At 32.6% G+C, this 20,852-nt stretch carries 18 protein-coding genes and 1 pseudogene; 2 read left to right on the top strand and 17 right to left on the bottom strand.

Annotation, left to right across the window (positions count from 1 at the left end):
• Nucleotides 1-5: 5 nt before the first annotated feature.
• The gene (locus NYE73_RS19750; protein WP_259949705.1) at nt 6-1,466 is read right to left on the bottom strand and encodes an amidase; all 1,461 of its coding nucleotides are present in this window, start codon (nt 1,464-1,466) and stop codon (nt 6-8) included.
• 130 nt (nt 1,467-1,596) lie between these two features.
• Between NYE73_RS19750 and NYE73_RS19755 the strand changes: the two genes are divergently transcribed.
• Nucleotides 1,597-2,328, top strand: a complete 732-nt coding sequence (locus tag NYE73_RS19755; protein WP_259949706.1) for a response regulator transcription factor — start codon at nt 1,597-1,599, stop codon at nt 2,326-2,328.
• Nucleotides 2,329-2,459: 131 nt separating this feature from the next.
• Here NYE73_RS19755 and NYE73_RS19760 read toward each other — a convergent pair whose 3' ends face one another.
• The 6 genes from NYE73_RS19760 to NYE73_RS19785 all read right to left on the bottom strand — a co-directional run bounded on the left by NYE73_RS19760 (nt 2,460) and on the right by NYE73_RS19785 (nt 7,743).
• Nucleotides 2,460-3,356 carry a hydroxymethylglutaryl-CoA lyase gene (locus NYE73_RS19760; RefSeq protein WP_048394320.1) on the bottom strand — a complete coding sequence of 299 codons (897 nt, stop codon included), beginning with the start codon at nt 3,354-3,356 and terminating at the stop codon, nt 2,460-2,462.
• Between the two features lie 19 nt (nt 3,357-3,375).
• The gene (locus NYE73_RS19765; protein ID WP_066037148.1) at nt 3,376-4,731 is read right to left on the bottom strand and encodes a tripartite tricarboxylate transporter permease; all 1,356 of its coding nucleotides are present in this window, start codon (nt 4,729-4,731) and stop codon (nt 3,376-3,378) included.
• The gene (locus NYE73_RS19770; RefSeq protein WP_259949709.1) at nt 4,728-5,168 is read right to left on the bottom strand and encodes a hypothetical protein; all 441 of its coding nucleotides are present in this window, start codon (nt 5,166-5,168) and stop codon (nt 4,728-4,730) included. Before NYE73_RS19770 ends, NYE73_RS19765 begins: the two co-directional genes overlap by 4 nt.
• A gap of 3 nt (nt 5,169-5,171) precedes the next feature.
• Nucleotides 5,172-6,428 carry a hydroxymethylglutaryl-CoA reductase, degradative gene (locus tag NYE73_RS19775; protein ID WP_048394314.1) on the bottom strand — a complete coding sequence of 419 codons (1,257 nt, stop codon included), beginning with the start codon at nt 6,426-6,428 and terminating at the stop codon, nt 5,172-5,174.
• 137 nt (nt 6,429-6,565) lie between these two features.
• Entirely contained in the window at nt 6,566-7,114 is a 549-nt protein-coding gene (locus NYE73_RS19780) for a helix-turn-helix domain-containing protein (RefSeq protein WP_259949711.1), read from the bottom strand.
• A gap of 251 nt (nt 7,115-7,365) precedes the next feature.
• Entirely contained in the window at nt 7,366-7,743 is a 378-nt protein-coding gene (locus NYE73_RS19785) for a DUF3221 domain-containing protein (protein ID WP_225340428.1), read from the bottom strand.
• A gap of 393 nt (nt 7,744-8,136) precedes the next feature.
• Here NYE73_RS19785 and NYE73_RS19790 point away from each other — a divergent pair.
• Nucleotides 8,137-8,429: pseudogene (locus NYE73_RS19790) on the top strand (IS3 family transposase); the annotation flags it as partial.
• Nucleotides 8,430-8,988: 559 nt separating this feature from the next.
• Here the strand turns inward: NYE73_RS19790 and NYE73_RS19795 are convergent.
• From NYE73_RS19795 to NYE73_RS19840, 10 genes are all read right to left on the bottom strand, one after another.
• Entirely contained in the window at nt 8,989-9,138 is a 150-nt protein-coding gene (locus NYE73_RS19795; protein ID WP_004228154.1) for a hypothetical protein, read from the bottom strand.
• A gap of 581 nt (nt 9,139-9,719) precedes the next feature.
• Nucleotides 9,720-11,498 (bottom strand): DUF2357 domain-containing protein, encoded by a 1,779-nt coding sequence (locus tag NYE73_RS19800; RefSeq protein WP_259949713.1) that lies wholly within the window; start codon nt 11,496-11,498, stop codon nt 9,720-9,722.
• Nucleotides 11,482-13,413, bottom strand: coding sequence for an McrB family protein (locus NYE73_RS19805; RefSeq protein ID WP_259949715.1), 1,932 nt, complete (start codon nt 13,411-13,413; stop codon nt 11,482-11,484). The genes NYE73_RS19800 and NYE73_RS19805 overlap by 17 nt, the downstream gene beginning before the upstream one ends.
• 6 nt (nt 13,414-13,419) lie before the next feature.
• Nucleotides 13,420-14,514, bottom strand: a complete 1,095-nt coding sequence (locus tag NYE73_RS19810) for a hypothetical protein (protein ID WP_259949717.1) — start codon at nt 14,512-14,514, stop codon at nt 13,420-13,422.
• Between the two features lie 1,093 nt (nt 14,515-15,607).
• Complete coding sequence (locus tag NYE73_RS19815) at nt 15,608-15,778, bottom strand: hypothetical protein (RefSeq protein WP_340815687.1); 171 nt, start codon at nt 15,776-15,778, stop codon at nt 15,608-15,610.
• A gap of 180 nt (nt 15,779-15,958) precedes the next feature.
• Nucleotides 15,959-17,197: a hypothetical protein gene (locus NYE73_RS19820; protein ID WP_259949721.1), complete on the bottom strand. Its 1,239-nt coding sequence runs from the start codon at nt 17,195-17,197 to the stop codon at nt 15,959-15,961.
• A 1,027-nt stretch (nt 17,198-18,224) separates the two neighbouring features.
• Entirely contained in the window at nt 18,225-19,193 is a 969-nt protein-coding gene (locus tag NYE73_RS19825) for a hypothetical protein (RefSeq protein ID WP_259949723.1), read from the bottom strand.
• 378 nt (nt 19,194-19,571) lie between these two features.
• Nucleotides 19,572-19,697, bottom strand: coding sequence for a hypothetical protein (locus NYE73_RS19830; RefSeq protein WP_259949725.1), 126 nt, complete (start codon nt 19,695-19,697; stop codon nt 19,572-19,574).
• Nucleotides 19,698-19,716: 19 nt separating this feature from the next.
• A complete protein-coding gene (locus NYE73_RS19835) occupies nt 19,717-20,130 on the bottom strand; it encodes a hypothetical protein (protein WP_259955559.1) in 414 nt (137 codons plus the stop codon).
• A 99-nt stretch (nt 20,131-20,229) separates the two neighbouring features.
• Nucleotides 20,230-20,811, bottom strand: a complete 582-nt coding sequence (locus tag NYE73_RS19840) for an ArsR family transcriptional regulator (protein ID WP_340815690.1) — start codon at nt 20,809-20,811, stop codon at nt 20,230-20,232.
• Nucleotides 20,812-20,852 lie beyond the last annotated feature (41 nt).

A 20,852-nucleotide genomic window follows, 5' to 3' on the forward strand; every position in this document is an offset into this window, starting at 1 on the left:
CTAGATTATACTGCTGGCTGAGGCTGTTCACTGACATGTACTGCCGGTTGACGGTCTTTCCAAGGCATTGCTTCCTCTAGCTGTCTACCTAGCTGTAATAACGTCAATTCATCTGCAAATTTACCTGTCATTTGTAGACCAATTGGTAGACCTGATTTACTTTCTGCTAAAGGCAATGATATGGAGGGTTGTCCTGTAGCATTGAATAAATTTGTAAACGGTGCATACGTGAAAATTTGCTCTGTCCATTCAACAGCCGAAATGTTAGGATTGTTGGCATTTAACTCACCAATTTTAGCAGGAAGTGTGCCAATAGTTGGACTCAATAAAATATCATAATCTTCAAAGAAGCCTGCAACTTGACGTGAAACGACTGCATTTGTATGAATAGCTTCCAATAAATCAGCCGCCTTTAATTGACCACCATATTCATAGCATTTCCAAATGGCGGCTTCAATATAGTCTGGAGAAACTGCTTTACCAGTTCCCGCTGCAGCCCCCTTTATCATTTGATAAATATTCGCTGTCCAAATAGCAACCGTCGCCTTTGTAAATGATGCTTGTTCATATTTCGGACGCGCCTCTACTACCTCGTGTCCTAGTTCTTTTAATACTTGAACTGTTTTATGAACCGCTTCTATACATTCCGGATCGACAAATGCCCCAGAATTTGTTTCAGTTGTCCAAGCAATTTTTAGCGGGCGCACTGTTTCCTTGATAAGTTGACCATACGGTGCATGTGTTACCTCTAATTTGGAATAGCTCCCTAAGTCAGGGCCTGCTACTTGATCCAATAGCACCGCTGTATCACGAATTGTACGAGTCACAGCGAACTCAATGGCAATACCATTTAAAGGCTCACTATTGAATGGACCAGCTGGAACTCTTCCACGTGTAGGTTTTAATCCCACTAACCCACTACAGGAAGCGGGGATACGAATAGAACCTCCTCCATCATTAGCATGAGCGATTGGCACTATACCACTTGCCACAGCGGCTGCTGACCCTCCACTCGAACCGCCTGGACTATGAGTTAAATTCCACGGATTGCGCGTTGCACCATAAATAACTGCTTCAGTCGCTGCATTATAGCCAAACTCAGGTGTTGTCGTAGTACCTGCTAAAATCAAGCCAGCCTTTCTAAAACGCGCCATTAATTCACTATCGACGGGTATAACCGTATTTTCTCCAATACGACTCCCCATACTATGCGAAACACCCTCTGCATGTAACACAAGCTCTTTAATTAAAAACGGAACACCTGCAAACGGCGCATTTTCATCAACCTTCTCAATGGCTTTATCAGCCTGCTCTTCTAACACACTAACAACTGCATTAATGGATGGATTGACTTTTTTTATTCCTTCTAACGCTAGCTCCTTTAACTCCTGTGGTGTTACTTCCTTTGATTTTACTAGCTCTGCCAACCCAATACCGTCATAGGATGCATACTCTTGTAAATTCATATTATCACCTCGTATAGTAGTAATCTTGCAACTATAATGTACTGAATATTCTAAATTTAAGATATTACCCGAAAGGATAATTCTGTTTTAAGTAGAATATAAATGCATAATAGAGAAATGAGGTGTTTTCATGTTTTTAGAAAATGATTTAGAAAACATTCTTAAAGCAAGCTATCATATTTCAAATATGAATGTGAAACAAAGCAATGAATGTTTTAAACATGAACTATTGCAAACAATTAGTCAGCATCTCGGCTATCACCATATGTTATTTTGGGAAATAGCAAATAATGAGCTAACCGCCCCTGTGCTTTTTAATATAGAGAGTCACACGATTAATGACTATTTACAAAGATATAAAAACTTTGATCCATTACACCCTCAAAATATAAATACACAGCATTCCATTCAGCTAATGAGTAGGAATGAAGTTATGTGCCTGCAAAAACAAACCCACTATAAAGAAGTTTTTTTGAAAGAAAATCGCTATGAAGATGAAATGGCCATGTATTTAAGAATAGAGAATAAGCTCGTAGCAGTTATTGGCTTTTTAAGGAAAACCGGAGAGAAGCTATTTAATGAAAAAGATATTTTAAAGTTAGTGTATTTGAAAAGAAATATCGAAAACATGTATTCCTTACATCACTTTTCACAGCCCTCCATCGTGTTGGAAATGACAGATCGAGAACGAGAAGTTTTAAAGTTTGTATTCAAAGGCTTGAAAAACATAGATATCGCCCAGCAATTATTCGTCAGTGAAAATACAATTAAAAAACATCTTCAAAATCTATATAGAAAATTTCAAGTAACCAATCGTACCCAGCTACTAGCAAAGTGTTTAAAGTATATTGATCATATTTAGGAGGGTCATCTATTAAATTCAAAGGTAGTATGATTAATTGGCATAAAACTATTTTCCCTCAGTAAAAAATGTCCCACCAATTGGGTGGGACATTTCTAATTTTAATTCTAACTATAGAGGCGCTCTTTTACTTAATTACTTTGCACTTTATATACTTTACTATCAAGCTGTCTATCTATTGCCTGCTGTAAAAATCGCGTAGCGGTAAACAATTTTTCTTCATCAATATTCGTTTGCACACCTAAACGATGCAGAAAATTTACTAAATCATTTGTCGATACATTGCCGCTTGCACCAGGGGCATAGGGGCATCCCCCTAAACCTCCAATAGCACTGTCGTATTTTGTAATCCCCAGCTCAAGTGCTGCAAATATATTGGCTAAAGCACGGCCATACGTATCATGAAAATGAAGGGCAAACAAATCACGATCGTATTGAGTGAGCAGCTCTGATAAAATAGCCTTTACTTGTACAGGATCCGCTACCCCAATTGTATCGCCGAGTGAAATTTCAGAAACGCCCATTGCTAGATAGGCATCAATGATATCCTTCACTGTTTGAAGCTTTACTTCATCACCAAACGGACTGCCAAATACAGTTGAAATATAACCTCTTAACGATATACCTTCACGATTTGCTACTTCAGCTACAGCTTTTAAGTTCTGCAAAGATTGGTTGATTGAAGCGTTTACATTACTTTGATTATGCTCCTCAGAGGCGGAGATAAATAACGCAATTTCATCAACCTTTTGTTGAATGGCTCCTTCTACCCCTTTCAAATTAGGCACAAGCGCTGCATACGTTATTTTTTCATCACGTGCGATTTGCTCAAACACTTCATGATGATCGGCTAAAGCTGGTATCCATTTGGGACTAACAAAAGAAGATACTTCGATATGGCGGACACCTGTTTCACTGATTAAGTTAATCCATTGCACTTTCAAATCAGTTGGAATAAAAATTTTCTCATTTTGTAAGCCGTCACGAGGACCTACTTCTCTTATTTCCACTTGTTTTGGTAAAGTCATCAAGATACACTTCCTTTAATTAAATGCCGAACAGCTGTAGCATAATCCAGCTTGATGCGTAGAATACCATGAATTGCACACCGGCCCCTACACCTAAAATACGATTTAATAAACCACCCACAGTTGCGACTGTAAATGTTAACACTACTCCTAGCAATTGTGCCTCGTTATAGGCAAGCAAAAATGCTAATCCGATAAACATCGCTACGATTGCTTCCTGGCTAATATATTTCAATACTAATACAGATGCTTTACGTGCATAATTCATCGCAAATGGATAAGCAATTAAAGCGGCTACACTAATACCGATTAACCCAAAAATGAAAAAGTCCCATGAAGACATTAGCGTGTGTAGGTTGTTAACTGGATCTACTGTAAAAATCGGTGGTGCATTAAATAAAGGTGATGCTGGTCCAAGTGCTACTGGGCTTAACGGAATACCGAATGCAATTAATGGAATAATCGCTTCAGCTATATATGTCGATTCCGTTACACCATTCATGACAGTAAGACTCGTTGTTGATTTTTTATAGGCACCTTTTGTACGAGAGCCTACAATTTCTCCCATCAATGACGTCATCCCAACAGGACTGAAGACAAATGTAAGGGAGGAAAGAAACGTTGTAATGCTCGTAAAAATGGTCTGCCTTTTCGATAAAATTTTAAATGGATTCGGGAAATAGCCTTTCCATGATTTCGTTTCAGGAGCAAGATTATATTGATTTGGCTTACTGCGTGCTAGATCATTTTTAGCAACAGAAGAAGCCGCCATTAAAATATTACAAAACATCGGTCCAATCGCAATTCCTAAAAAGAATGTAATACTTAAATGTTTATCCAGCATCGCGAAGCTAACGCTATCTAAAGCTTTAATGAAAAATGCAAATGGAATAATGATTAAAATACTTGCCCATTTTCCCTTTGAAAAGAATGCGATTAAAATAGCGGCAAGTGTAAAAATGATGCCTGATGAAGATTTAAAAAAGTCGGCAAATTGACCTAAAAACTGACCTAACAATACAGCGGTTGGTAGGGCGATAAAGGCACCGATAACACCGCCAGAAATCATTTTACGTAGTGCAACGTGCGGCATGCCTAAACGGCGTAATGTATTGGCATGATCGATCAACGGTACAGCCGTTGTATCCCCTGGAATGCCTAATAACGCAGTTGGGACAGCATGTGTTAAATGCTTAGCTAACACGCCCGCCATGAAAAAGGCGAATACCCCTTCAGGAGGCGCTCCCAGCAAAATAACTAGCAATGTAATTGGTACCATAATTGCTGTTTCATCTGTACCTGAGATAAGACCAATGACAGTAAAGATAGCTGCACCAAGAAGTGCAAATAAAAGAGCTATTACATAAATACTCATTTTTTATCCGCTCCTTTCAAGCCTTGTAAGCTAGAAAGAATTCCAAAATCCTCAAGCTCCTTTTTTGTCACCAGATCTTCCTCGATTAAGCGTATTTCCTCGTCTATATCAATTTGTAAATCCTCAAATGCTTCCTTTAAAGAATGACTAGATGCTTCATCTTCTACTAAAATACGCTTTGGTTTAAAAAGAATCGTATTAATAGCAACAACAATCAGAATACCCGTGATTCCTGTTAACAGTGAATAAGAGTTAATCATCTGAGGGTCGGCAAACTTCGGAAAAACCCACTGGCCAAACTGATAGCCTAAAAAGCTTGCGGCAACACTTAAAATAATTGAAATAATTAATTGATTACCAGAAACCGTGTCTCCTAAAATTTCAATAAACTTCTTTTCCTCTAAATTTTTTTGCTCATTGTATGGAGTATTCGCCATGTATTATTCACCTCGCAGAGAGTTTGTAATCTCTAAAACACGATCATAACGGAAATCCTTCTCTTCTACCGCCTGCTGTACAACACGATCAATAATATCGCCTGTAGCCCCAGCCATAACAGCCAAGTTTTTCGCATGCAGACGCATATGACCAGATTGAATCCCCTCTGCTGAAAGTGCGCGTAAGCTTGCTAGATTTTCTACTAATCCTACTGCGGCAATGTAGCTTGCTAGCTCCTCTGCAGATTGCACATCCATAATTTTTAGCGCTGCTTTTGCAACAGGATGGGTCTTCGTAGCCCCTCCCACAATACCAACAGCTAATGGCAATTCCAACGTCCCAACAAGATTGCCTGCTTTATTCAGCTCCCACGTTGTTAAAGAACGATATCTACCAGAACGAGCAGCATAGGCATGAGCACCAGCCTCAACAGCACGTGTATCATTACCCGATGCTAATACCGCAGCTGTAATACCATTCATAACCCCTTTATTATGTGTGGCAGCCCGATACGGGTCAGCATCTGCAAATTCGTAAGCACTTACAATATTTTTCGCAATCTCTATCCCCCCGAGCATTTCTGTCGAGAATTCACCACGCGCACGAACAATACGCTTATCTGCTAAATTTGAAATAATCCGTAGCACAACTCGTCCATTTGTAATCCGTTCGATTAATGGTGACACAGATTCCGCCATCGTATTAACAGCGTTTGCCCCCATTGCATCCTTCGTATCAACGATTAAATGGACGACAACCATAGTTTCTTTTGCTGTGTCGATTAAGTGCACTTCTATATCCTTCACTCCACCGCCTAACTTGACTAACGTTGGATCCTTTTCATTACAATGCTCGATGATCTCATTTTTATGTTCAAAAATTTTCGCCCTTGCTGCATGAGGGTCCTCAATATTTAATACCTGAATCTGTCCACGCATAACTGTTCCCGAGCTGGAAGTAAAAATACCACCTAACTCATATGCTGCACGGGCCGCATTACTAGCCGCAGCAATTACTGACGGCTCTTCAGTAGCCATCGGAATAAATACCTCTTTGCCATTCACCTTAAAGTTGGCCGCTACCCCTAGAGGCACTGAAATGTGTCCAATAACATTTTCAACCATTGCATCTGCAAGCTCTAATGAAATTCCACTTTTTAAAGCTTCAACTTCCTCATTGGTTAAATTTGATTTTTCAGCAATTAACTTAATTCGCTCTTCTACTGAAAGTAAATAAAATCCCTTAATACGTGAAGTCATCCCCATACCCCCAAAATTAAAAAAGTGTAATATAATTCAACTTAGTTGAATAACATTACACCAATTGTAAATTGTCTGAATAGTATTGTAAACAAGAAATTTGTATTTTCGATAATATTTACGTTTAAAAGAAAGATTTAATCCTCAACATAAATCGTTAATACCTTTGAATTCTCTATAGAATTGTTAATAAAGATATGCTCCTTTTTCCCAGAAAAATACGCAGAGTCACCCTCTTCTAAATTGTAAAATTTATGATCGTATTTCAAGACGATACTACCCGAAATGACATAAATAAATTCATCATTATCGTGAGTATAAGGAGCTAAATTTTCCGCCCCATTATGTACAGTAACAATAGAAGGATTGATATTGCTCATATAGCTCTTATTCGCTAACAGCTCATATTGATAGCCAAGTTCATTCGTCTCAACAGTCTCATTGCGTTCTTTTTTCGAAACAATCGAAATGCCATCAAATTGATCCTGAATAACAAACCAAGCCATTGGCACATCAAATATTTCCGCAATCTTGGACAATGTCACCAGACTCGGTGTCGCTTTGCCATTTTCTATTTTTGAAATATGGCTTTTCGTTAAATTAATCTGCGAAGCTAAATCATCCTGAGACATTTTATTTTTCTTCCGCATCTGCTTTATTTTTACTCCAACTTCTAGTAAGTTCATCTATTCCAGTCCCCTCGATCATTTCGGTTTTTACAATAACTATACTATATTTTTAAATGATGGATAGAAAAATACGGGAGTATATTACTCCTTCATTGTCGTCTGTTCAATTAAATACAACAGGGTGTGCTGAAAGTTTCTCGACTTTAAAATTAATTTTGAGAAGCAATAATCAGCTTAAACAAAGGAAATAAACGGAATTTTTATTTATAAATGGTATTAAATTATATTTAGTAAAAATGAAATGTTGGTCACAGTTTTTCTATACGAATAACTTTGATTTTTGCTGGATTTGACTCCAAAATTTCAGAATACCAAATCCTCACTTCATCTCCACTTTTAATTCCTTTCATAGAAAGTTTCGATTCATTAATTAAAATTGAAACTGATTCAAATTTATTTGAGAACAGGAGATTTTCACTAGAGAAACTCTCTATATCTGATTGTTGAACGTCCTTTCCTTGAATAAAATAGACTATTCCTTCATGCATTACTATATAACCAATTTCACTTTCGGTATTTTCTTTACTAGCAAATAGTTGGCTAACATTCCCTAAGAACCATAAAGCAACAAGAAAAAGTAACAATAAGACCGTGTTGAAAATAGGTTTGTGAATTCTGTTCTTCATTCAAACCACCACCTTATACATTTAATAATTTTCATATCATTTTAAATATACATAATATACCAAATAACCAAATACTGTGCTCACCTCTATTCTACAATACAAAAAAATACTTCACTTGTTATACTTCCTAAAGAAGGAATAGAGAAAATATTTTGAAGTTTTCAATGCAATTGGATGGAATTAGGAACATAAAAAACTTGTATTGAACTACCGAAGATAAATTACAAGCTGTTGAGCGCTGCTTAAGAGGAATGGAACGGAAAGCTCCTATGCTATAGCTAAATCTATGGGGACTAATAATAAAGCAATCCTTAAATGGATTAAGCAATATGAAATACAGTGTAGTTGAAGCTATTATTCAGCCGTATACAAATTAAACACTAGAGTTTACTCTACCAGTTACTTATGTATACCGATCAAGACTGGCATTATCAAATGAATAAATACTGTCGGGCCTTTGAATAAAGAGGGGTTGTTCAAAGGATGTCTCGTAAAGGAAATTGTTACGACACCTCTGTCATGGTGAATTTCTTTGGAAATCCGAATTCCTTTACATGAGAGAATTAGAAAGTATAGAGCATTAAAAATAGAATTAGAAAAATATATAAACTACTATAATATGAAACGGATCAAGGCAAAATTAAAAAACGAGTCCGGTGCAATACCGAACTCATTTACCCAAGTAGCCAAATGAAATAACGAAGCTAACATACTTCGAATTAACTATTTAATTCATTTATGTGTAACCTACTTAATTGCGCTCTGATTTTAGGAATGCTACAAATAAAGATAATTTTTATTAGAAAAACCTTAGTTACCTCTAAAGACATTACTCTCTATTATTGAAAGTAGATGCAAATAAAAAAAATACTAAGAGACTGAGACATTCAGATGTAAAAACAATTATATAAATTAATACCCAAAATAGAGCCTTTGAAGAGTTTGATATGCATATATTCACATGAATTCTTTCACATTTAACCAAAAACGATGGATATCAGTTTAAAGAGATAAACGGGTGGTTATCTCGCTTTATGACTACTCCCACTCAATCGTCGTTGGGGCTAAGATGTAGTTTTAAGATTATTATCAAAACAGAAAAATCCATTCAAATCATGTCATTTTTTGTCCTCAATTGTAGATGGTGATTCCCATTTATATGTCTTTGTCGTCTCAATGTCATTATTATCAATTTGAAAAGAGAAAACATAGGGAGATTTTAGTCTTCCTATGTTTTCATTCAAATTATTGATCTGTTTGTTCTTGCTTCTTTTTCAAATACTCCGCACGTATTTTCTCAAGTTGCTGCTTTTTATCAAATTTGGCTGGCTTGTTTTTTTCATGATACTTTGCCACAGCCACCTTACCTTTAGTATCCAATTGATATTTCCCCACTTTGGTTCACCTACTTTTCCTGACTTTAAAGCAATCTATTCAACAAATATAGTATACCTTATTTTGTTGATGTAAACCTTTTTCCTATATTGGTGTACTGCTTAACCTTAATTTCAGTAAAAGCTTAGTAAATAATTCATAGCCAAATGTATTTAAAATATCTGTATCCTCACTCTTTTCAGATGCTGGTACCTTTATTCTTATTTACCGCTACAATATTGCTCACCTTTATGTGTGGAGACGGCGGGTCTTCAAACGGAAAATATGAAAAGGGCTGAAATACCAGTGTTTTCAACGGGTTTTCAGCACCTGTTTTAAAGCCTGACCCACAGTTTGACCCAAAATGAGAAAAAACTATTTTTTGCTTACGGAGGCAATCTTTTTACATTATCAAAACTCCTCTATCATTGAATCTTTCAGATCCATGGGACAGGGTGGATGTTTTCATAGACTAGAAACTCGCATTACCTGAGGCTATATATTCCTACGGTTTTGTTCAAATTATAACACTAAATCTTTATAAAAAACCTATTTTACACACTGACGATCAAAAGATAACACTTTTTCAAATAACTTTCTTTTTAGTTATCTGCTTTTTTACCATCTCTTAATGTTCTCCAGGCGAGCTGTATGTCTTCAATAGATTTCTTTAACTGATTCACAAAAAGCACTTTATCGACATCAGGAGTTAATTCGACTAATCGCATATTACGTGGTTGTTCAATCTTTCTATTATTTTTGTGTTGAGGATACACACCCCAAACTTCTTGAATTGCTCTAAACGCTCGCCAGATACCTGGAAATGAAGTCGAGTAGATTTGTTGGGAATAAAAATTATCTCGGTAAGCTGTAAGTTGATCCATTACCTCATTACGACCTGCTGGATTCCAAATATATTTTAATGGACGATATTTGAAATCAATAATAATAGAATTAATATATTCACCTTCTTTAAAGAAGTCCAAGCGCAAGTCTGGACGTTTATTACCTGCATCTGTATATAAAAGTTGGGTTACATCTTCATCTATCTCTTGATCATAAACAAGATGAAGTTCTGTATCATCTTTGAACAATTTAATGATCTCTCCTTGCTTCAAAAACGGAACTTCAAATGTACGTTCTTTCGATACAGTTTGGTTGTAAATCCATCCTTTTTTTATTTGATAACCAATTTCATCAGAAGTAAGTGCTTTTATAAATTGAATAAAACTCCATATTTCATATAATTGGTCAGTTCGTTTCCAATAGTAGGTATACTCGTTGTTTAATTTAATTTCGTAATTGTCTGTCATTAAGTCTTTATAGAACTTAAAAATATGTCTATAATTCATATCTGCTTGTACGACCAACGATTGTTGTAACGGTCTGCCCTCATCTAAATCTTGCATCCAATCCAAAGTCAAAAATTGATGACAATCTTGTAATATAGAAATCATTTTATAACGATATGATTGCAAATCTTCCTTTGTAGTCATTAACTTATGGTAGTTTAAATCCTTATTGTTACCTCCGTAACGTTTTTTTTTAATGTTTATTGCTTGCTCTACTTCGACTTCGTAGCTATCTAATTCTTTTAACAATGAACGTAGATTCTTTGTAATTCTAGTAATATAAAATTTTAACCATCGATTTTCCAATGTATCATTTGAACAACGGTTTTTGACCGAATAGATTTTCCCTTTAAGTGTTGCTTGTGCATCAAAAGTCATTTTTTTAACGGCCACATGATCAATCTCGCTGGCCTCTGATTTGTTTATTTTATGGTATTCCCTTTTAATACGGTAACGGGGGTTGGACATAATTTGATAAATCGCCAATTTCCACTTATTAAAATTTGAGTTAATCAGTTGAATTTTATTAAGTAGGCTTAAAGGTAATAGTGAATCTTCATTTAATTGTGTCCCTGTTCTCTTATATAAAATATCCCTAGCAAGTCCCGTTAATTCAGCCTCAACTTCTTCACGCATTACAATCCATTGTTCTTCCGTAACTTGCTTTGGTTTTACTTTTAACCATGAGTAATAACTTTCATTATTACTTATTACCGTAATCTGATAGTAGCCCGGAATTAAAGCACCTGTGTAAGTAGCGTTACTATCGTAAATCGTAATGGGTTCACTAGACGGTTGAATATACGTTAATTCATCAAATCGATCATCTTTGTAAACAATATCAAGCAAATCAAACGATAGCTTGTCATCTGGATTTGTTGATGAAAAAATAATTTCCAACGTAATATTTTCCTTAACAACAGGAATTTCATCATCAGTCAGTTTAAAAAGATCGGCTTCCGTTCTCGCAAAATTATCAACAATATATGTGTTATTTTGTTTAAATTCGAGTTTAAATGGTATAGCCATGTAATTTTAACTCCCTTGATTTATCAAGTATTAACTGGCGAGTTTTCATCATCTCATAATCTTGAGGTAAGTTGTTTAAACTATTAATTAAATTACTATTACTAACTACTTTATTATCATTATCATAAATACCTAATAATTCTCTAAATTGTTCTTCTGATCCACGGATTTTCGTTAAAACACGTTGCACCAATTGTAAATCAAATGCTTCCTCTCTGGATAATTCACTGTTTAGTGGAAGGTTGTTGAGATAATTGCTTATTTGCTTAGCAATACGCCATCCAACCCCTAAATTTCTATTTGCCTTTTGTAATTCAGTATGAATTTCCCATAAGCATTGTGATTCTTGTTGTAACAACCCTACTTTAGCATCCTTATTTCTAAAAGAATTGTAAGTTGTAGTTGAAAACTCTAATTTATCTACTTTGTTTAATTTATTTTCTGAATCATTTAATATATCTGAAGGCGAAGATAATTTCTCATGATAAGGAATCATATTCAAATTAATAACATTTGCACGGTCTAAAACTTTATCAGAGAATTGATAAGTCGACTCATCAAGATTTACAGTACCTACAAACAACACATTATTACCAATCTTAATCGTAGGCTCGTATACATTATTGTTATAAATTCTATATTGTAATTCGTCATTATATAAACGTAAAACCCGTTTATTTTCATCCATTTCAAGTACAGATAAAAACTGTGAAAAATAATGTTCTACTCGTGCAATGTTCATTTCATCAAAACATACAATGTGCATTTGATCAGGGTTAGTATAAGCATGGATTAGGATATTAACTAATCCTGAATCACCGGGACGATAAACATTATTTAAAATATCTAAATACCCTATTACATCCGCATCATCTTGCCAATAGGGTCTTACTGGGATAAATAATAACTGTTCTTTTTTTAAATCTAATGCATCTGCATAACATTGAACAAGTTTGGATTTACCTGTTCCACTCATACCTGCTAATATTACAAGATTGCCAGTTTTCATTGCAGTGTGGAAGTTATAAAGGTCTTTATTTACATAATATAAATCTTGGGACTTACATTTTTGATCAAAAATATCCATAAATTGAGATTCCTTATCGGTAACCAATGTATTTTCAGTAATTGATAAGAGATTGCTACTTTCTTGGTGTATTTGTTTATCTACCATAGGAGCCCCTTTTTCTACTAATTCTTTTTCTAACCTTTCAAATTCAGTGTATGGTAGATAAAGTACATTTCGTATTTCATAGTAATTAAAGAAATTTTCCTCATTTAGGTTATGCCTGTACAAATTAGAGGGATTGAACTTAAAACGAAAACCACCATGTGCATAATCATGAGAATCCATTATTCCATATAATGTTAGATCTCCTGTATCCGGTTCTTTCCAACAAATAAGACTTGGTGTATCATCATCGTCTGTTGAAATATTCTTATTGTTACCAACATATCGATTGTTTAGTAACTTACTTTCAAAGAGATTCTTATCCATCTGTTCAGCATCACCCGTAAAAATCGGGATTATATTTAATTCTTCATCACGTATAAATTCATCGTTTTTCTTCAAATAACTAACATTTCTTGCAATATAATAATTCTCTATTCCTCCTGATGAGCCTGCGCCTGTACGGACATCAATATTGAAAAAGAAAATATATTTCTCGAGGAAGTCAATAAATTTTTGTTCTCTCACTTCATTTTCTTCGTTATCTACATCAGGATAATCTATTTCCTCTGCATAGCAAGTAACCGTTTTCACTTCGTTATATGGGAAATTCTCAGGGGGAACAGAAATAATCTTTAAATAAAATTGTAATGCACCATGTTTATTAACAAATACATTATTCCTTAAAACTTCATCACTCGTTGCTAGTACTCCTGCAAAATCAATTGACCATTTGTTTGCCATATCAAATCACCCTACCGTTTTCTTTATATTGATCATTGCTTGATTTAATTCTTTCAAACTGTGAATATCTTCAATTTTTATATTTATATTACTTTTAAGATCTTTCATTTGAACTAGTCGTTTCTGCTTCTGTGTTAAATCGTAATGGATAATCCATATCTCATCATATTTTGTATTATTATCTATTGTAAACTCTTTAATTGCTTCACCTTCAATAAATTCAAAATGGATACCTCTTTTTTCACTTATAGTTATTTCATTAGACTCCCCCAAAACAGCAATTTCATAGGTTGGTGTCGTTTCCTCTACTTTCATATCCACTGCTTGATTATTAGTTGCAATTTGAGTTTTATTATTTTCTAATTGTTTAATTTTTACTTTCAATACTGATATTTCTTTTATCAAAATTTGAATTTCATTACTATAAGTTTCATTCTGTTGAAGTAACTTACCATTCAAATTTACATTTTCATTTTCAAAAAAATTAATCTCTTGTTTATACTGATTATTTTCTTTACTAATTATATTTAGATCTTGTTTAAGAAGCATATTTTCTTTTCTTAGGTCTACTATTAATTTTTTTACACTTTGTAATTCTAATTTATAATCATATTCTTTCTTTTGAAATTCTTCAGTTATATTATTTAATTTCATTTCTAATTTTTTTATTGTTTTATTAGATCTGGTTTCTGCAACATTATCTACGACCTCAATTTCACGTGGACTTTGTAATTGGGTTTCACCTGTTTTTTTTGAATATTCAATAACTATTTTTTCAAAAACTTCTTTCTTACCATTAACATATAGTGCAATTAAAACTTTTGAATACCCCTCACTCTCACATAATTCTTTAAGTTCATTCCACTCTAACCCTTCAGTTTTAATCTCAGAATTTGTAGCTTTCAACACAAAATACCCTTGTACGTGTTTCATATTTATGGGTTTCAGTAGATTATTCTCTAATATATGTCTATTTTTACAAACATCATCAATCGTGTTCGCTCTGAAACCGAAATTATTTACTTTTTTGATTTTATATAATTCTATTATTTCTATTTCAGTTAAAGCTGATATAAGTAACGCAAGTGTTTCTTTATCCATACACACTCTTCCTTTTGAAAAAAATTTGTACAAAATACATACATTACTATTTTACCAATTTTATAGTCGTTTTAGTGCAACTTTATTAATAAAACTTTTCTTATCTTTTAATTGTTAGAGAAAATAAGGTAAAAAAATACTCCTCCCACAAATTCCTATTTGCATACATTTTCTATTAATTTTCCCCTGTAATGATTTCGCTACTTCCTTCCGGTGATGAACTACCAAAATATTAGGGAGAATGTAGTCTATGAAAAATAACAATAGCATTTTCAATGGGAACATCTATTTGAAACAACTCCACGACTAGTTCAATCGGGTTTACTGCATAAATTTGTTTTTAGTAGTTTCTTAGTATTTCAAAAAAAGGGGGATGTGAAACGAAAAAAACAAGACATTCGACCCTTACCTGGAAAAGAAACTGGGGTAATCCGTGTGTTGATCAAAAAGTGAGCACGACGAGTCCTTCCAATTAAGCTTGGATCTTCTGAATGTAACGAAGTTACAAATGCTTGGGTTCAACATCTTACAAATCGATCTATAAACGAACAGCTGCATTTACCTTACAATTTACAAGCTACGTTGTTATATGAAACATTAACAAAACATATAAGAGGTGAAATAATTAATAGAATATAATTCCAATCCTTCTCCGTCATGTTAGTTCCCCCGAACAATACAAAGCATTGCAAGTGGTGGCTGTTGCTCCGTTTCGTTTTCACATGAAGAAATAGTTTTTGGGAAAATGCAATATCACACACAAATTATCTATTCGTGATCCTGAAAAGAATAAAGTCATTTCATTAATTACAGATAAAATTCAAACTATTTTTGTTTTGATCGCACAAGATTAAATCGTGATTCATATACAAATATAATCATCTATTCTCAGAGTGTTATCATTTGCCCCCTACTTGTTATTTATTAAATAAAAAGAACTTCTATTTTCCAATTAGGAAGATAAAAGTTCTTCGTTAATCAAATTTATTTCGAATTACAGATTACACACATACCACCTTCATTGTAACATAATTCCAATTTTATTATATAACCTCAATCTACTTAATATAATCTTTAATTAACTTATTATTTGTTATTGAGCCTGTACATGGAAAATAGGATCTATAACATAAGAAATTTCTTCCCCATAGGCATTATCTTTCATATAAATTTTGTCTTCAACTTCGACAATATACACAAAAATAGAAAAATTGGTAGTTGTAACTATATTACCTCTAATATCCATACCATTTAAATATTTCACTGACAACTTCATTTAAATCAGCGTCATTGGAATTGTAATTAATATTATCGAATCATTTATTTATTCTTTAAAAATAATATTAAAGCTTGGTTCCTTTGATAATTGGTTTTCCGGAAGTCTAAGACGTAAATACCTTCGTTACCTATAATACAACAAAAAGGGAAAAATTATTATTTTTTGTTATTTATTTTTTATTGATTTATGTGTTTCATTAAATAAAAAATCATCAAACTTACTAAATAATAATTGGTTATATTTAATATTACCATTTATGTAGTATAAATTTTGGTCATCCCAAAGGTTAGCATATGAAGCTATATTATATTTAGGTGAAGGTTGTCTTACAAAATTTTTATATTCTGCAAAGTTAATAGGTTTAGTTAAATTTACATTTTCTGCAAATTCACTATAATTATTTCCTTGATTATTTTTCATAGGTATTGCTAAGTTAATACAAAATGGAAATGTATTATAATCACTTTCAACTTGTTTAGAAATATAAGCAACACTATCTATTTCTAATTCTGAAAAACATTGCATTATTAATTGTGAAATAATGTACTCACTGCGGAATCCCCTGTTATTTTCCATTACTTTAAATGATGTAGCTATAATCAATGGGAAAAATTCAATTAAACTACTTACCTTATTATTTAGAGAATCTATATTAGAAAGACCATTTATAAGCATTTGAGAAATAGCTAAATTTAATACTTTAATATTACTTGGGATTTTATAGGAAGCTACATTAAATTCTCTATCTTGCGGTTTTCCTAATTCTAGCCAGCATACATATGAGGAAAGTCCAAAATACATACAAGGTACACCTGCTATACTAAATCTTTGAGTTGTAATAATACCTCTTTTATTAAAGGGTATATGTAAAAAATCATATTTGTTATAGTTATCTGTCCCAATACGTGCCTTAAAAAAAGATAATTCTCCTTGCGCTAAATGATCAGTGTAAGGATTAGGAAATATTTGAGTTAATCCTCTAAAGGCAGATGAATTATCTAGATTAGATACTATATAGTCATCATTCTTATACGATTTTAAAATTTTAAGTATACATTCCTTCGAACCTGAAATGTTTGCATCGTAGTATAATTCTATAGCCTGTTTGATTTTGTTACAATTCTCCTGGGTTTTATTGAAAACTTCATCGTTCACTAATAGCCTTCCTTTTATATCAATTAAATAACTATCAAGCTTCTTAATGAGCTCCTTTTGGTAATCAACATCAGTATGAATTCTTATAGGTAATTTATAATTATTTAATTCAATAGGTTTACTTCGATAAGATGTTTCTTTGGCTATGTTATTTCGAATATTTTCAATCTGACTCTCTATTTCTTCATTCAACGAATTAATTTTATTTAAATCTTTTTGTTTTATTTTTTTTCTACAAAAATTTAACAATTATAACACCTCATTTTTCGTTAATTACAATTCTACTAAATAATACCATTATTCATCAAAAGTACTGACATATCCCTTTAAAATAACACTACCTATTCTTTATTAAAACTTCTATTATTGTTCATCCTTCTTCAGGCAATAAAAATTGAAGATGAAAGTCACTGGTTATGAAACTAATACCATTTCATTTAGCTCGTGATATTGAAGAAATAAAATCTACTTGAGAATTAAAATATAAAATATTCCTTTCCAGTCAATGATAAATAATAGATTAAACTGGAGGGAAGTTTATATACGCAAACAATATAGAGTCGTAAAAATCAGTTACTCTGAAGAGTTTTCATTAGAATCAAAGATATCGTTTAGAAGGTAGATTTAATAAATACTTCTTGAGCATATTTCAAAAGATGATTACAGGCTCCTAGCTTTACTGATTAGGGATAAATTATGAGAAAAGATCGTTACATAATAGAGATAATATTAATTATTACAACATGCAGCTGCAAAAAGACATCTTGAATTTCTCGTTTCAGCTACGAAGTTAAAAATGAATCAAAAACCGCAACTAGTGCAATTAATTCGCTTAATAAAAGGAGCATAAAACTTTTTTGCAAAGGCAACTAATTAAACTTTTATAATTTCCACTCCATAATGATAGCTTTCTAAAAAAATAGGAATAATAAGAACTATGTAATTACTCTATACAATAATAATATCTATGCCATTTGATTTAGTAGCGAGTTATATTCAACCTACTGAGATAAAAAGATTTCCGTGAACTACCTTTTTGGCAACTGGTTGTTTAGTTTAGATTGAATTCAAGTAGATTGACAAAAAGTCGCTAAAAAAAGAAAGTGTTAAATTGTATATTCATATCGTTTTCATTATTTCTCGGAGAATACATTATTTCAATGGGGCTAGTTGATTATTATAACCCAAACTATAAAAAAACCCCATTAAATAAATACAGTATATTTTCATCTGTCTACCTAATGGGGAACATATCAGCAAAGCTATTTCATAATTACTAAATAATTAATTTTAACGGATAATTCCCTAAAGATTCATTAATAATAAGGTCTATTTCCTCATCACTTAAAGAATTATTTTCATTTGATCTTTGAGTATTTTTTATCCCTTGTCTAAAACTATTTATAGCAGTTAAATCATCAATCGTATAATCTATAAGGTATTCTTTTAAATTCCTACCTTGTGACTCATGCACCCATATATCCTTTTTGTTAAGTTGTCCTCTACTATTAGCCTTATTAATATACAGTGAGGTTCTTTCTATCTTGTGAAAATCTTGCCTACTTCGGCTGACTATCTTTTCCCAATACTTTTCTGCATCATATAAGTACGAAGTCACTACATATTTTTTTGGTACAAGCACGACAGGAAAATCTCTCCGACCATGCCCTTTTATACTTGGCACGTATTCCGTAAATTCGTCCCATCGATGTGTATAGTGATTCCAATATTTTTTTGTTAACTCAAAATCTCTTTTTATATTATATTTCTCACTTTGTTGAACTGTATATTCAACTAATTTTTTCTTAATTAAACTTGCAATTAGATCAGACATTTTATCGCAACCAAAATTATCAATAAATACATGCAAGTCTTCTATACGACCGATTAACCCTTTTGAAATTAATTCTTTAGTGTGAATATAGTTGAATATTTCAGCTAACTCTTCCTCACTATTGCCTGTACCTTGAGGAAACCCTTCAGTATATCCTAAAAATAATTCATTGGATTCACCAGAATATATCAAGTTACTCCTAGCTTCATCTATATTTTTTACTCCATATAAATCTAATACAGTATTGAAAAAGTCTAGAATAATACTGTCACATTCTGCTGAAAACGTATCTGTTTCAGCTTCAATACGGGTTGGATCAATAAATAATTTATTATCCCAATCAACTCGAATATCTAAAAAACTCAAATCTTTTTGTGATAAATTTAAACAAAAATACTTAGAAAACCTCATAACTCTACCCCCAATTTATTATAGGGCAGTAACTGCCCTCCGAATTAATACCAAATACAATGGTCATTAACAACCGTTGCTGCACGTTCATGTGATCCTATCCACACTCTTCCATATCGAGTATTTCTAAAATGACCTCTCACTTTGTGCGCACAACGAAAATGAGGTGTTATTTTACACATCACGAATCACTCCCTTATAAGATAATTAGGAGCATCACTCTAAATATGTAGTTGAATTTATTTATAAAGAAAACTAAAATTATTAATACAGTTATAAAAACAACCCTTAGAGTGATATACCTTAATTGATTGCCGTCAATCAAGATAAAATTACTCCATTCATTGAAAGCTTAAATGTTTACCGGCATTTAAGCTTTCAATGTTTTTCATCTTGATGTTTCTTCAAGACTTTAGCAGCTTCGCTTTTTTGTTTTTTTGAACTTTTTTTACTACTTAATGTTCTACCGGCTTTTCCTACTTTCCCACCTGAATGTCTTTTCATTACTGCACCTCCTCAATTATCACTTTTTGTTATCTGCTATTAATAATGCTATTCCTACTACAGCAATTAATAAGATCCCAATAACAGCTTTTAATGCATAGAAAATTGTTGCAAAAGCTCCTGCAAATACTATGATTGATATTACAATATGGGATCCGATACTATAACCATAGTACGAATACTTAATAGACTCCCAAGTAACTTTTAACATTATTATTACTCCTGATAATTCTAGTGATGCTCCCAGTAGTGTTAAGAACCAAAATATTGACAACTCCTTAGCATTTTCACTAAAAATTATTTCAATTGCTTTTTGAACATTTTCAACATGCACATTTGCAAAATACTGATTAGAAAAAAGTAAAATTATCATTCCGATAATTACTAAAACTATTGCCCCATATGACTTGTTGTTAATACTTATATTACTCACCTCCTTTCATTTTCAAAAAAAAAATTGAAACCTATATATTAAAAATGATTTCAATTATAAAATTGAAACCTATAGAAATTTTTAGGGAAGTTCCCTTCCCTAAAAAATACTCTTATATACAAATTGCCTTCCACCCTCTATCAAAGGTTCCTCAACTCGTTTAACTAATCTTTGTTTGTATAGTGAATTTAGATGTGTACTAATTAAATTCGGTTGTTTGTTTAGTAAATCAGCTATTTCTCTAGCAGTAGTTATTTTTAGTAAGTACACCTGGTCTAAAATTTTACTATGTGTGTCAGAAATATCACCGATAAAGTTGGCTTTTCCATTGGCGTCTTTTTCTACAATCGCTAATTTAGTGCCGTGTAGAGTTGTTTCAATATTATAAGCATGCTCATGATCCTCATTATTCAGATTAATAAAATAAAGATATTTATCTTTTTCGGATTCGCATAAATGCTTAATTACTTTACTAACTAATTCATCTACTCCAGAGCTATTTATAGCTTGAACATCCTTAAAATCATAGTAAAAAACAGTATTGGTATCTGCATGTGAAATTATTTTAATAATTTCCTCTTTAATTGGTGCTACTCTTATTCTACTAATAAGGTGCTTATTACTTATTAACTCCGGACAAAGTGATACCGTATTAATAATAATCACCCCCTTTGATTTCAATTAAAAATTTGAAAACGTTAAAATAAAAATATTATACTTTT

Origin of the sequence: Lysinibacillus sp. FSL K6-0102, assembly GCF_038003545.1 — a bacterium.
In the GTDB taxonomy this organism is placed as follows: Bacteria; Bacillota; Bacilli; order Bacillales_A; family Planococcaceae; genus Lysinibacillus; species Lysinibacillus capsici.